At 55.6% G+C, this 13,397-nt stretch carries 12 protein-coding genes; 10 read left to right on the top strand and 2 right to left on the bottom strand.

Annotated elements, in window-relative coordinates:
- Nucleotides 1-52 precede the first annotated feature (52 nt).
- Both FDX09_RS05395 and FDX09_RS05390 read right to left on the bottom strand, forming a co-directional pair.
- Nucleotides 53-1,441, bottom strand: coding sequence for an APC family permease (locus FDX09_RS05395; RefSeq protein ID WP_137346891.1), 1,389 nt, complete (start codon nucleotides 1,439-1,441; stop codon nucleotides 53-55).
- A gap of 343 nt (nucleotides 1,442-1,784) precedes the next feature.
- Nucleotides 1,785-3,203 carry a glutamine synthetase family protein gene (locus tag FDX09_RS05390; protein ID WP_087856444.1) on the bottom strand — a complete coding sequence of 473 codons (1,419 nt, stop codon included), beginning with the start codon at nucleotides 3,201-3,203 and terminating at the stop codon, nucleotides 1,785-1,787.
- Nucleotides 3,204-3,414: 211 nt separating this feature from the next.
- On the opposite strand from FDX09_RS05390, the gene puuD reads away from it, so the two are divergent.
- The 10 genes from puuD to FDX09_RS05340 all read left to right on the top strand — a co-directional run bounded on the left by puuD (nucleotide 3,415) and on the right by FDX09_RS05340 (nucleotide 13,393).
- Nucleotides 3,415-4,179, top strand: a complete 765-nt coding sequence (gene puuD / locus FDX09_RS05385) for a gamma-glutamyl-gamma-aminobutyrate hydrolase (RefSeq protein WP_003838709.1) — start codon at nucleotides 3,415-3,417, stop codon at nucleotides 4,177-4,179.
- A gap of 25 nt (nucleotides 4,180-4,204) precedes the next feature.
- Complete coding sequence (gene puuR / locus FDX09_RS05380) at nucleotides 4,205-4,762, top strand: HTH-type transcriptional regulator PuuR (RefSeq protein WP_038637926.1); 558 nt, start codon at nucleotides 4,205-4,207, stop codon at nucleotides 4,760-4,762.
- Nucleotides 4,763-4,900: 138 nt separating this feature from the next.
- Entirely contained in the window at nucleotides 4,901-6,388 is a 1,488-nt protein-coding gene (gene puuC / locus FDX09_RS05375) for an aldehyde dehydrogenase PuuC (protein ID WP_110498671.1), read from the top strand.
- A gap of 2 nt (nucleotides 6,389-6,390) precedes the next feature.
- Nucleotides 6,391-7,671, top strand: coding sequence for an FAD-binding oxidoreductase (locus FDX09_RS05370; RefSeq protein ID WP_038637921.1), 1,281 nt, complete (start codon nucleotides 6,391-6,393; stop codon nucleotides 7,669-7,671).
- 208 nt (nucleotides 7,672-7,879) lie between these two features.
- On the top strand, nucleotides 7,880-9,007 hold the full coding sequence (gene hyaA, locus FDX09_RS05365) for a hydrogenase 1 small subunit (RefSeq protein WP_087856445.1): 1,128 nt from the start codon (nucleotides 7,880-7,882) through the stop codon (nucleotides 9,005-9,007).
- On the top strand, nucleotides 9,004-10,797 hold the full coding sequence (gene hyaB / locus FDX09_RS05360; RefSeq protein ID WP_085047688.1) for a Ni/Fe-hydrogenase large subunit: 1,794 nt from the start codon (nucleotides 9,004-9,006) through the stop codon (nucleotides 10,795-10,797). The genes hyaA and hyaB overlap by 4 nt, the downstream gene beginning before the upstream one ends.
- A 19-nt stretch (nucleotides 10,798-10,816) precedes the next feature.
- Nucleotides 10,817-11,551 carry a Ni/Fe-hydrogenase b-type cytochrome subunit gene (hyaC, locus tag FDX09_RS05355; RefSeq protein WP_137346890.1) on the top strand — a complete coding sequence of 245 codons (735 nt, stop codon included), beginning with the start codon at nucleotides 10,817-10,819 and terminating at the stop codon, nucleotides 11,549-11,551.
- Nucleotides 11,548-12,129, top strand: a complete 582-nt coding sequence (hyaD, locus tag FDX09_RS05350; RefSeq protein WP_085047689.1) for a hydrogenase 1 maturation protease — start codon at nucleotides 11,548-11,550, stop codon at nucleotides 12,127-12,129. The genes hyaC and hyaD overlap by 4 nt, the downstream gene beginning before the upstream one ends.
- Nucleotides 12,130-12,134: 5 nt before the next feature.
- A complete protein-coding gene (gene hyaE / locus FDX09_RS05345; protein WP_085047690.1) occupies nucleotides 12,135-12,536 on the top strand; it encodes a hydrogenase-1 operon protein HyaE in 402 nt (133 codons plus the stop codon).
- Complete coding sequence (locus FDX09_RS05340) at nucleotides 12,536-13,393, top strand: hydrogenase expression/formation protein (RefSeq protein WP_087856511.1); 858 nt, start codon at nucleotides 12,536-12,538, stop codon at nucleotides 13,391-13,393. Before hyaE ends, FDX09_RS05340 begins: the two co-directional genes overlap by 1 nt.
- The last annotated feature ends 4 nt before the right edge of the window (nucleotides 13,394-13,397 follow it).

The raw sequence follows: 13,397 nt of genomic DNA, 5'->3' as shown, positions 1-13,397 counted from the left end.
TATTTTATTTTTAGCCCAATTCAGCCGAAAGCTCTTGTTGATTCCGCTTCCATTACTCCCAGGCCCGCTCAGTTTTCGCCGCGTCAAACTGCGGCGGCGGCTTACGAAAACGTCCGGTCAGCCAGGCGAGATACACCAACCCTAACCCGGCCCATACCAGTCCCAGCGTCAGCGATGTCACCTCCAGATTGACCCACAGTACGGCAACCGTGGCGGCACCAACCATTGGCAATACCAGATAGTGCAATTTCTCCTGCCAGGTATGTTTACGCCCTTCACGACGCCAGAAGTGGTTAAACACCGACAAATTGACGAACGTAAAGGCCACCAGCGCGCCAAAGTTAATCAACGCAGTGGCGGTCACCAGGTCAAAAAACAGGGCCGACAGCGCCACAATGCCGACCATAATGACGTTTAGCGCAGGGGTGCGCCATTTCGGATGGACATAACCGAAGTACTTCTCCGGGAAGACGTTATCCCGGCCCATCACGTATAGCAAACGAGATACACTGGCATGTGACGCCAGGCCTGACGCCAGCGTATTCACAAAAGTCGTACACAGGAAAATGGACTGGAACAGTTTGCCGCCGACATACAGCGCAATCTCCGGCAGCGCCGCATCCGGGTCTTTAAAGCGGCTAATATCCGGGAAAAACAGCTGCATAAAGAACGAAGCGGCAATGAAGATCAACCCACCGTACAGGGCGGTGAGGAAAATGGCTTTCGGGATGGTACACGCCGCATCCGGCGTCTCTTCAGAAAGCGTCGTCACCGCATCAAAGCCGAGGAACGAGAAGCAGACGATGGTCGCCCCGGTGATTATTGGGATCAAATGTGCATTCTGGCTAATAAATGGTTGCAGCGACCAGACGGTGCCGACCCCCTCGCCTTTATGCAGTCCCTGTACCACGAGGAAGATAAACACGGCGATTATCGCCACCTGCACCAGCACAAACAGCGCATTGAAGTTCGCTACCAGATTAACGCTTTTCAAATTGGCCGCGGTGAGGATCGCCACGAACATCACCACCCAAATCCATGGCGCAACCTCCGGGAACAGCGCGGAGAGGTAAATTTTCGCCAGCAGGACGTTAATCATCGGCAGGAAAAGGTAGTCAAGCAGCGACGACCAGCCAACCATAAACCCCACGTGCGGATTAATGGCTTTTTGCGCGTAGGTGTAGGCCGAACCGGCCTGCGGAAACTGGCGTACCAGCTTACCGTAACTGATGGCGGTGAACAGCACCCCCGCCAGGGCCAGCAGATAGGAGGCCGGAACATGGCCATTGCTGACGCCCGAAACAATCCCAAAGGTGTCAAACACCGTCATCGGCGTGAGATAGGCCAACCCCATCACCACCACCTGCCACAGTTTCAGGGATTTTCGCAGTTGTGTTTTGCCCGACTGGGCTGCAACGTCCACAGGAGAATTAGTCGACATAGCGATCCTCCCCGCAACGAGTCCAGGTCTGCGTTCGAAACGTTGGTAACGCAAACCTGAGTCGTGTCGGGGCGGATCTCCAAAAGTAAGGCGTCAATGTCGTACGGCAAAGGTGTGGTCCGTACTTACTGCGGGAGCCATGGATGCTCACGCGGGGCTGGTTTTTAAACACTGGCATCATCACATTTCCTCGTCACAAACTCTGTCGGTTATCTGAAGACCCGTTGTCGCCCGCGCTCCATTACGCGACATCCGGGAAATGGCAGGTATTCCTGCAATTTTTACGGGCTGGCTCCGCTCAGCCCGCATGATGCGACTTCTTTTTAAATGATCTGTACGACGGTCAGGCGTTTTTCAACATCCACTCAATTTCAGTGTCGGTGATAAGACGTTCAAACTGGATTAATTCATCGTTTTTACAGGCGTGATACACGTGGCTAAAACGCTCCCCCAATAATTCACGCAGACTGTCGTTTTGCATAAACTCCCACAGCGCATCGCTCTGACGGATCGGGAACGGCAAACCTTCCTGCTCCAGTCCGTTACCTTCCACCTCTTCCTGTAACGGCAGCTCGTTATCCAGACCATGGAGGATCCCGGCCAGAATGGTCGACATCACCAGATAAGGGTTGGCATCTGCCCCCGCCACACGGTATTCAACCCGATGATTATCACGATCGCCGCAGGGAATGCGCAGCGCCACAGTACGGTTGTTATGCCCCCAGGAAGCCTGGGTAGGGACGTACATCCCCGGCTGGAAGCGACGATAAGAGTTCACATTTGGCGCCAGCAGCGCCATCGACGCGGGCATCAGATCAATCATCCCGGCAAGCGCACGCTTAAGTAACGCGGAATCATCGCCATTCGCATCGGCCAGCACGTTCTCGCCTTTGTTATTCATAATGCTGATGTGGATATGCATCCCGCTACCGGCATGCTCCTCATAGGGCTTTGCCATAAAGGTGGCATGCATCTTATGTTTCTCCGCCACCAGCCGCACCAGGCGCTTCAGCGCCAGCGCATCGTCACAGGCGTCGAGTACGTTATCGGTATGGATGAGATTGATTTCAAACTGACCAGGAGATGCTTCGGCCACCGCACCGTCGGCCGGGATCAACTGCAGACGTGCCAGTTCGTCGATATCGTTCAGCACATCAGCAAAGTGGTTCAGGTTATCAACGGAGTAAACCTGACTTTGGGTATTACGATCGTCCGTTCCCGGCGCGCATGGCGGCTGCAGATAACCTTCGGGATCGCGCTTGCGATCGAGTAAATAGAACTCCAGCTCTACCGCTACGACGGGGAACAAACCGCGCTGGCGCAGTTTCTGCCAGAGTCGGTTGAGAACGTTCCGCGGCTCAACGTCAAAGGGAGCGCCATCTTCATCCAGCATTGTCAGCATCATCTGGCCAATAAATTCCGGATCGGCGGCCGAAGGGGTTAACGTTCCGAGCACTGGCACACAGGTCCTGTCCGGTTCGCCAAGTTCTTGTCCTAATCCCGCCTCTTCCACCACATTGCCCAGAATGTCCATCGCGAACACCGATGCGGGAAAATAACAGCCCTTCTCTAACTTAGACAATCCCGACACGGGAATGCGTTTACCGCGAAAACAACCGTTAAGGTCGGTTAACAGCACATCGACAAACTGCGTGTTGGGATAACGTTCCAGATATTGCTTCACTTCGCGCGCAAACGCGCTACTTCGCCTCTCTTCAGAATGCTGAACAAAATTCTCAACTTCTACGATATTAGTTTCCATGATTCACCGCCGTTGGCCTGGTAAGCTTTCTGTGATTTGACTGTTAAATATAATGTCCACCCTTCGACTCTGGATGCAAACAATTTGTTTGTCAAATGTTAAATTAAGTTTGCTAGAAGGTTATTACGCTGCTAGATTGAGAAAATAATGAACGGAATTGCACAACAAGGAACCGTTTGGCAATAATTTATTCCAAAACGTGAGGTCGATCATGGGCAATATATTTGACAAGCCAGTTATTGGTGTAGTGATGTGTAGGAACAGGCTTAAGGGTCACGAGACCCAGACTCTGCAAGAAAAGTACCTGAATGCGGTTTTGAATGCCGGTGGATTACCGATAGCGTTACCTCATGCGCTCGCGGAGCCAGAATTACTGAACGCGCTGTTACCAAAACTGGATGGTATCTTCCTGCCTGGAAGCCCAAGCAATGTGCAACCGCACCTCTATGGTGAAAATGGCGATGAGTCTGACGCCGATCCGGGGCGTGATCTTCTGAGCATGGCGCTAATTACCGCCGGGCTCGAAAGGCGCATTCCCATTTTCGCCATCTGCCGGGGCTTACAGGAATTAGTTGTCGCCACTGGCGGGACTCTGTATCGTCGCCTGTGCGATCACTCACAGTTCCTGGAACATCGTGAAGATGCGGAACTCCCGGTGGAGCAGCAATACGCCCCATCTCATGAAGTCCAGGTTCAACAGGGAGGATTGCTGTCGCAATTAATACCAGGTTGCAGCACGTTTTGGGTTAACTCCTTACATGGTCAGGGCGCAAAAACGCTTGGCCCGCAGCTGCGTGTGGAAGCACGATCGCAGGATGGATTAGTGGAAGCGGCCAGCGTTCACGACCATCCTTTCGCGCTCGGCGTGCAGTGGCACCCGGAATGGAACAGTAGCGAATACGCCCTGTCGCGTTTGTTACTTGAAGGTTTTATCACCGCTTGTCAGAACCACCTCGCTGAAAAACAGCGACTCTGACCACTACTGTTAAGGAAATGCAATTATGAGCGATGACGGCCTGGCGCCGGGTAAACGTTTGTCAGAGATCCGCCAGCAATTGGGTCTTTCGCAACGTCGTGCCGCCGAACTGTCTGGGTTGACGCATAGCGCCATCAGCACCATAGAGCAGGACAAAGTCAGTCCTGCCATCAGTACGCTGCAAAAGCTATTGAAAGTATATGGGCTGTCGCTCTCCGAGTTCTTCGCGGAACCGGAAAAGCCTGACGAACCGCAGGTGGTTATCAATCAGGATGATTTGATTGAGATCGGGAGTCAGGGAGTATCCATGAAGTTAGTTCACAACGGAAATCCGAATCGTACGCTGGCAATGATGTTTGAAACCTATCAGCCAGGCACGACAACCGGGGAGAGAATTAAACACCAGGGTGAAGAGATTGGGACAATACTGGAAGGTGAAGTCGTTTTGACCATCAACGGTCAAACGTATCATCTTGTTGCAGGGCAAAGTTATGCCATTAACACTGGCATTCCACACAGCTTCAGCAACACCTCGGCAGGGATCTGCCGCATTATCAGCGCCCACACTCCCACCACATTCTAATAAGTAGCGGCCTGAGTTTCTCAGGCCTTCTTAAATAACGCGCATTAACAGGGTAATTCCCTGGGGCATCGTGCAGCCTGATTTTGCCTGAAAAAGATCAGCAACGAACTTTATCTTATTGATATAAAAGGAGTAGCTATGAACTTTCAGAACCTTAAATATTGGCGTGAGAAAGCCAGTCATTATTCGCCGGAAACCCGTTTATTTATTAACGGCGAATATTGCGCCGCCGCCGATAACGAAACCTTTATTACTCAGGATCCGGCCGGCCAGCGCCCACTCGCCAAAGTCGCCCGCGGCAAAAAAGCGGATGTGGATCGTGCGGTCACCGCAGCCCGCGCCGTCTTTGAACGCGGTGACTGGTCGCAGGCAACACCCGCAGAGCGCAAGGCGGTTCTCCACAAGCTTGCAGATTTAATGGAGCAGCATCACGAGGAGCTGGCGCTACTGGAAACGCTCGACACCGGTAAACCGATTCGCCATAGCCTGCGTGATGATATTCCAGGCGCGGCGCGCGCCATTCGTTGGTACGCCGAAGCTATTGATAAAGTCTATGGCGAAGTTGCCACCACCTCGGTAAACGATCTGGCGCTGATTGTGCGCGAACCGGTGGGCGTAATCGCGGCTATCGTTCCGTGGAACTTTCCCCTGCTACTGGCCTGTTGGAAACTTGGCCCCGCGCTGGCCGCCGGTAACAGCGTGATCCTCAAACCCTCGGAGAAGTCCCCGCTGACCGCCATACGTCTTGCGGCACTGGCTAAAAAAGCGGGTTTGCCCGATGGCGTTCTCAGCGTGGTTAGCGGGTATGGCCACGAAGCGGGCCAGGCGTTGTCGCAACATCCGGATGTCGACGTTATCACTTTTACTGGCTCAACCCGCACCGGCAAGCAACTGCTAAAAGATGCTGGCGACAGCAACATGAAACGCGTGTGGCTGGAAGCTGGCGGTAAAAGCGCCAACATCGTGTTTGCCGACTGCCCGGATCTAGCGAAAGCCGCCGCCACTGCCGCGGCAGGCATTTTCTACAACCAGGGTCAGGTCTGTATCGCCGGTACGCGTCTGCTGCTGGAAGAGAGTATTGCCGACGAATTTATCGCACTGTTGAAAGAGCAGGCGAAAAACTGGCAGCCGGGCAACCCGCTCGATCCTGAAACCACGATGGGCACGCTTATCGACAATGCGCATGCCGACACCGTGGACACCTTTATTCGCGACGGTGAAACGCAAGGCACGCTGGCGCTGGATGGCCGCAGCCATGTCCATCCGGCGGCTATCGGCCCGACGATTTTTGTCAATACCGCGCCGCAAGCCCACGTCAGCCGCGATGAGATCTTCGGCCCGGTACTGGTCATCACCCGTTTTAGCAGCGAAGCCGAAGCCCTGGCGCTGGCCAATGACAGCGACTACGGCCTGGGCGCCGCGGTCTGGACCCGCGATTTGTCGCGCGCCCATCGCATGAGTCGTCGCCTGAAGGCCGGTTCAGTCTTCGTGAATAACTACAACGACGGTGATATGACCGTACCGTTCGGCGGTTATAAGCAAAGCGGAAACGGGCGCGATAAGTCCCTGCATGCCCTGGAAAAATTTAGCGAACTGAAAACCATTTGGATCTCCCTGGAGCCTTAATCATGACTGAACATACCAGCAGTTATTACGCCGCAAGCGCCAATCAGTACGAACCGTTTCCCACCCTTAGCGAATCGGTTAGCTGTGATGTCTGTGTCGTGGGCGGCGGCTATACCGGACTCTCCTCCGCCCTGCATTTAGCGGAAATGGGTTACGACGTGGTGCTACTGGAATCCGCACGTATTGGTTTTGGCGCCAGCGGACGCAACGGCGGCCAGTTGGTTAACTCTTACAGTCGCGATATTGATGTTATCGAACGCAGCTACGGCCCGGACGCCGCCAAAATGCTCGGCAGCATGATGTTTGAAGGCGGCGATATCATTCGCGAACGCATTAAACGCTATCAGATTGACTGCGATTATCGTCCTGGCGGGCTGTTTGTGGCGCTAAACCATAAGCAGATGGAAACGCTGGAAGAGCAGAAGTCGAACTGGGAACGCTACGGCAACACACAGCTTGAACTGTTAGACAGTAGCGAAATTCGCCGCGAAGTCAGTAGCGATCGCTATGTCGGCGCGCTGCTCGACCACAGCGGTGGCCATATTCATCCGCTCAATCTGGCGATTGGCGAAGCTAACGCCATTCGTCTGAACGGCGGACGCATCTTCGAACAGTCGCCGGTCACCCGTATTCAACACACCAGCCCGGCGGTGGTCAGCACGGAAAAAGGTCAGGTGACAGCCCGCTTTGTGATCGTCGCGGGCAACGCCTACCTTGGCGATAAACTGGAACCTGCGCTGGCCAAAAGCAGCATGCCGTGCGGCACCCAGGTGTTAACCACCGAACCGCTGTCCGCTGAAATGGCGCGTTCGCTGATCCCGAAAAACTACTGTGTGGAAGATTGCAACTACCTGCTGGATTACTACCGTCTGACCGGCGATAACCGCCTGCTGTACGGCGGCGGCGTGGTCTACGGCGCCCGCGATCCGAACGATATTGAACGCCTGGTGATGCCGAATCTGCTGAAGACCTTCCCGCAATTGCGGGGGGTAAAAATTGATTACCGCTGGACCGGTAATTTCCTGTTGACGTTATCACGTATGCCGCAGTTCGGCCGTCTTGATACCAATATTTACTATATGCAGGGTTACAGCGGTCACGGCGTGACCTGTACCCATCTGGCTGGACGCCTGATTTCCGAACTGCTGCGCGGGGATGCCGAGCGCTTTGACGCATTCGCCAACCTGCCACACTACCCGTTCCCGGGAGGCCGCAGCCTGCGCATTCCGTTTACCGCCATGGGGGCGGCCTATTACAGCTTACGCGATCGCCTTGGGGTTTAAGTTCTTCCGCGATAAACCCGACGCACAGGGCGGTCTCCCCTGTGCGTTTTTTTATTCCCGGTCGGTGAAAAACAGATAACAGTCACGAATATATCGCTATAGGACATAACCACACTCTTCGCATTGTTTCTCTCCTCTAATCGGATACGCTTTTTTAGATATCGCTGGCGGCATGCGCCAGAACTCAACGGGGGAAGAAACGCGTGTTATGAATACGAATAATGAGGAGACCTTTTATCAGGCGATGCGCCGGAAGGGAGTGAGCCGACGCAGTTTTCTTAAATATTGTAGCCTCGCCGCAACATCGCTGGGATTAGGGGCTGGAATGACGCCCCGAATAGCCTGGGCGTTGGAGAACAAACCCCGGATCCCGGTCGTCTGGATCCACGGGCTGGAATGTACCTGCTGTACCGAATCGTTTATTCGCTCCTCGCACCCACTCGCCAAAGACGTCATCCTCTCTCTGATTTCCCTCGATTACGACGACACGCTGATGGCCGCCGCCGGAACGCAGGCCGAAGAGGTATTTGAAGACATTCTGCGCCAGTACCACGGCCGCTACATTCTGGCCGTCGAAGGTAATCCTCCGCTGGGTGAACAAGGGATGTTCTGCATTAGCGGCGGAAGACCCTTTGTGGAAAAACTCAAACGCGCCGCCGCCGGAGCCAGCGCGATCATCGCCTGGGGCACCTGTGCCTCCTGGGGCTGCGTGCAGGCTGCCCGGCCTAACCCCACCCAGGCAACCCCGATCGATAAAGTGATCACCGATAAGCCGATCGTGAAAGTGCCCGGCTGCCCGCCGATCCCGGACGTCATGAGTGCCATCATCACCTACATGGTGACGTTTGACAGACTGCCTGAACTCGACCGTCTGGGGCGTCCGCTGATGTTCTACGGGCAGCGTATTCATGACAAATGTTACCGCCGCGCCCACTTTGACGCCGGGGAGTTCGTCGAAAGCTGGGACGATGATGCCGCCCGCAAAGGCTATTGCCTGTACAAAATGGGCTGTAAAGGGCCAACCACCTATAACGCCTGCTCCACCACCCGCTGGAATGGCGGCGTTTCCTTCCCCATCCAGTCCGGTCACGGTTGTCTGGGATGTTCAGAGAACGGCTTCTGGGATCGCGGCTCGTTCTACAGCCGCGTGGTTGATATTCCACAGATGGGAACGCATTCCACCGCCGATACCGTGGGCCTCACCGCGCTTGGCGTCGTGGCTGCCAGCGTCGGCGTCCACGCTGTCGCCAGCGCCGTCAACCAACACAACCGCCACAAACAGCAATTAGCCGACGCCAGACAGCAGTCGTCAGATAATGAGGATAAACAGGCATGAGCCATTCGTATCAAACCCAGGGATATACCTTAAACAATGCCGGTCGCCGTCTGGTTGTGGATCCCATTACGCGCATTGAAGGTCATATGCGTTGTGAAGTGAACATTGATGAGCAGAACATCATCACCAACGCGGTTTCTTGCGGCACCATGTTCCGCGGACTGGAGATCATTCTTCAGGGTCGCGACCCGCGCGACGCATGGGCATTTGTCGAACGAATTTGCGGGGTGTGCACCGGCGTACATGCCCTTGCCTCTGTCTACGCCATTGAAGATGCCATTGGCATTAAGGTGCCCGACAATGCCAACATCATTCGCAATATTATGCTGGCCACGCTGTGGTGCCACGACCATCTGGTGCACTTTTACCAGTTAGCCGGAATGGACTGGATTGACGTGCTGAATGCTCTGAAAGCAGATCCGCGCGCCACATCGCAACTGGCGCAGAGTCTTTCTGCCTGGCCGATGTCCTCACCGGGCTACTTCTTTGACGTCCAAAATCGGCTGAAGAAATTTGTCGAAGGCGGTCAGTTGGGGATTTTCCGCAACGGTTATTGGGGCCATCCGCAGTACAAGCTATCGCCAGAGGCTAATCTGATGGGCTTTGCCCACTATCTGGAAGCGCTCGATTTTCAGCGCGAGATTATCAAAATCCATACGGTGTTTGGCGGTAAAAACCCCCATCCTAACTGGATTGTCGGCGGTATGCCGTGCGCTATCAATATCGATCAGAGTGGCGCAGTAGGCGCGGTCGATATGGAACGCCTGAACCTGGTGCAGTCGATCATCACCCGCACCGCTGACTTTATCAACAATGTGATGGTGCCTGACGCGCTGGCTATCGGTCAGTTCAATAAATCCTGGAGCCAGATTGGCACCGGGCTTTCTGATAAATGCGTTTTGAGCTACGGCGCGTTCCCGGATATCGCCAACGACTTCAGCGACAAAAGCCTGTTGATGCCTGGCGGCGCGGTGATTAATGGTGATTTTAACAACGTATTGCCTGTGGACCTCGCCGATCAGCAGCAAATTCAGGAGTTTGTCGATCACGCCTGGTACCGTTACCCGGACGATCAGTTGGGCCGCCACCCCTTCGAAGGCATTACCGAACCCTGGTATAACCCCGGCGATGTGAAAGGCAGCGATATTAATATTCAGCAGCTCAACGAGCAGGAACGCTACTCGTGGATTAAAGCCCCGCGCTGGCGGGGACACGCCATGGAAGTTGGACCGTTAGCGCGTACGCTGATTGCCTATCACAAAGGGGATGCCGCGACGATTGAATCCGTGGATCGCATGATGTCCGCCCTCAAACTGCCGCTGTCGGGCATGCAGTCGACGCTGGGCCGAATTCTGTGCCGGGCGCACGAAGCGCAGTGGGCCGTGAGCAAGTTGCAATATTTCTTCGACAAGCTGATGACCAACCTGAAAAACGGCAACCTGGCGACGGCGAATACCGAAAAATGGGAGCCAGAAAGCTGGCCGCAGCACTGCCGCGGGATCGGTTTTACCGAGGCGCCGCGCGGGGCATTAGGCCACTGGGCATCAATTCGCGACCAGAAAATCGATCTGTATCAGTGCGTGGTGCCAACCACCTGGAATGCCAGCCCGCGCGATCCAAAGGGGCAAATTGGCGCTTACGAGGCGGCGCTGATGGGCACCCAAATGGCGATACCGGATCAACCCCTGGAGATCCTGCGCACCTTGCACAGCTTCGACCCCTGCCTGGCATGTTCAACCCACGTGCTTGGCGACGACGGCAGCGAACTGATCGCAGTCCAGGTTCGCTAAGCGTTGAGGAAAAGGAACGATGACTGGAAAGATATCCCCACGCGTCGGGGAGGCGCGTGATACCGCCGTCAGCCACTATGTGTTTGAAGCGCCTGTTCGCTTGTGGCACTGGCTGACGGTAGGCTGCATGTTGGTTTTGATGGTGACCGGATACTTTATTGGCCGACCGCTGCCATCGGTCAGCGGCGAGGCCACCTATCTGTTCTATATGGGCGACATCCGGCTGGCGCATTTCGCCGCCGCCATGGTGTTCACGGTGATACTGCTGATGCGCATTTACTGGGCCTTTGTCGGTAACCGTTATTCACGCGAGTTGTTTATCGTACCGGTCTGGCGTCGCAGTTGGTGGCAGGGGGCGTTTTCGGTGGTGCGCTGGTATCTGTTTCTGGAAAAGAAACCAGGGGAGGATATCGGACATAACCCCGTTGCGCAGGCAGCGATGTTTGGCTATTTCCTGCTCTCTGTTTTTATGATCCTGACCGGTTTTGCCTTATACAGCGAGCATAGCCAGTACGCCATCTTCACTCCCTTCCGCTATGTGACGGAGTTTTTCTACTGGACCGGCGGCAACTCTCTCGATATTCACAGCTGGCACCGGCTAGGAATGTGGTTCATCGCCGCCTTCATCATAGGTCATGTGTACATGGCTATCCGCGAGGACATCATGTCCGACGATACCGTCATCTCGACCATGGTCAATGGCTATCGTAGCCACAAATTTGCCAAACGTCAGCGCGACAAGGAGGCGTCATGAGCGAACCGAACGTCATCGTGATGGGCTTGGGCAACCTGCTGTGGGCAGACGAAGGGTTTGGCATTCGCCTCGCGGAGCGCCTGTACGCCCACTATCACTGGCCAGAATGGGTAGAGATTGTCGATGGCGGCACCCAGGGGCTGAATCTGCTGGGCTATGTTGAACAGGCCAGCCATTTGCTGCTGCTGGACGCCATCGACTACGGACTCGCGCCGGGCACTCTGCAAACCTACGCCGGTGACAAAGTCCCCAGTTACCTCAGCGCCAAAAAAATGAGTCTGCACCAGAACAGCTTCTCCGAGGTGCTGGCGCTGGCAGATATTCGCGGCCATCTCCCCGCGCACATCGCTCTCGTGGGACTGCAGCCGGTACAACTGGACGACTATGGCGGCAGCCTGACCGACATCGCACGCGCTCAGCTCCCGGCGGCGGAACAAGCCGCGCTTACGCAGCTGGCCGCGTGGGGTATCGCGCCACAGAGAAACGAGGAAACGCGTTGCCTGAACTATGAATGCCTGTCGATGGAAAACTATGAAGGCGTGCGTATTCGCCAGTATCGCGTGACGCTGGAGGAATAAACAATATGTTAAATGACACCCCATTTTCTGCGTTATGGCAACGTATGCTGGCGCGTGGCTGGCAACCGCTGAGCGCGTCTGAACTGGATGGCTGGGTAACCCGCGTGGGCAATGGCGTGGTCCTGCTCAGCAGCGATCCCCGCCGCACGCCGGAAGTCAGCGACAACCCGGTCATGATTGCCGAGTTACTGCGCGAGTTTCCCCAGTTTGCCTGGCAAATAGCCATGGCCGACCTCGAACACAGCGAGGCGATCGGCGATCGTTTTAGCGTGTTCCGCTTCCCGGCCACACTGGTGTTTATCCACGGCGAGCTGCGCGGCATTCTCAGCGGCATCCACCCCTGGGCTGACCTGCTTAACCTGATGCGGCCCTTAGTTGAAGAACAGATACCGCCGGAGTCTGCATGATGAGCGATTCCTTTTTTCATCTGCTGGGTCCGGGTACGCAGCCGGGCGATGATAGCTTCAGCATGAATCCCTTGCCCCTCACCTGCCAGGTCAACTGCGACCCCAGCATGGCGATACTGGAAAACTGCCCGCACAGCCCGGCGGTGATGGCATTGTTAGCCGATGTACGCCACCAGCTCGCCCGGAGAATTCCCATCAGGCAGGAGGTGTTGAGATGGGATCTATCCACGCTCAACGCCGACGATCTCACGTTTTTAAATACGCTGCTCGGTGAAGGCGAAGTTTCAGCGCGCATCCAGCATGCTGACGGCCGGGAAAGCGAAATTCAGGAGTCGATTTTCTGCGGCATCTGGCGAGTGCGTTGTCAGAATGACAAGGGCCAATGGGAAGAACATCTGGAAGCAGGTAGCGCGCCGCAGGCGCTGTGGCAGGCGGCAACACTCAATACGCTGCCGAACGATAGCCTGCTGCCTCCGCCCATCGACGGATTGATGAATGGCCTGACGCTGGCCCAGGAACTGCTGGCGCACCTGCGCGATCCGGCCACGCGTCCTCATAGCATCAACCTCACCCAACTGCCTGTTAGCGACGCGGATCGCCGATTCCTCGCCAATCTGTGCGGCGAAGGGCACATTCAGATCCGCACCATCGGCTACGGCGAGAGCCAAATCGACGCCACGGCGCTGCGCCATGTCTGGCATGTGCGCTGTCTGGATACCCTGAAAGGGCTTTTGCTCGAGAGTTATGAGATCTGTCCATTACCGGAACTGGTACTGGCTGCGCCGGAAGATCTGCTCGACTCGCTCGAGCGCCTGGATGAAGTCTGCGCCTGGCTGGCATCCGGCCCGCCTGCCTGACTCC

This window comes from Citrobacter sp. wls717, from assembly GCF_005280955.1.
Taxonomy (GTDB): domain Bacteria; phylum Pseudomonadota; class Gammaproteobacteria; order Enterobacterales; family Enterobacteriaceae; genus Citrobacter; species Citrobacter werkmanii.
The sequence above is the reverse complement of the archived record's forward strand: the minus strand, read 5'-3'. Positions and strand labels throughout refer to the sequence as shown.

Excerpts from the sequence above, each read along its gene's own strand:
- FDX09_RS05395 (WP_137346891.1), bottom strand. The coding sequence starts at position 1,441 with ATGTCGACTAATTCTCCTGTGGACGTTGCAGCCCAGTCGGGCAAAACA.
- FDX09_RS05390 (WP_087856444.1), bottom strand. The coding sequence starts at position 3,203 with ATGGAAACTAATATCGTAGAAGTTGAGAATTTTGTTCAGCATTCTGAA.
- puuD (WP_003838709.1), top strand. The coding sequence starts at position 3,415 with ATGGGCAATATATTTGACAAGCCAGTTATTGGTGTAGTGATGTGTAGG.
- puuR (WP_038637926.1), top strand. The coding sequence starts at position 4,205 with ATGAGCGATGACGGCCTGGCGCCGGGTAAACGTTTGTCAGAGATCCGC.
- puuC (WP_110498671.1), top strand. The coding sequence starts at position 4,901 with ATGAACTTTCAGAACCTTAAATATTGGCGTGAGAAAGCCAGTCATTAT.
- FDX09_RS05370 (WP_038637921.1), top strand. The coding sequence starts at position 6,391 with ATGACTGAACATACCAGCAGTTATTACGCCGCAAGCGCCAATCAGTAC.
- hyaA (WP_087856445.1), top strand. The coding sequence starts at position 7,880 with ATGAATACGAATAATGAGGAGACCTTTTATCAGGCGATGCGCCGGAAG.
- hyaB (WP_085047688.1), top strand. The coding sequence starts at position 9,004 with ATGAGCCATTCGTATCAAACCCAGGGATATACCTTAAACAATGCCGGT.
- hyaC (WP_137346890.1), top strand. The coding sequence starts at position 10,817 with ATGACTGGAAAGATATCCCCACGCGTCGGGGAGGCGCGTGATACCGCC.
- hyaD (WP_085047689.1), top strand. The coding sequence starts at position 11,548 with ATGAGCGAACCGAACGTCATCGTGATGGGCTTGGGCAACCTGCTGTGG.
- hyaE (WP_085047690.1), top strand. The coding sequence starts at position 12,135 with ATGTTAAATGACACCCCATTTTCTGCGTTATGGCAACGTATGCTGGCG.
- FDX09_RS05340 (WP_087856511.1), top strand. The coding sequence starts at position 12,536 with ATGAGCGATTCCTTTTTTCATCTGCTGGGTCCGGGTACGCAGCCGGGC.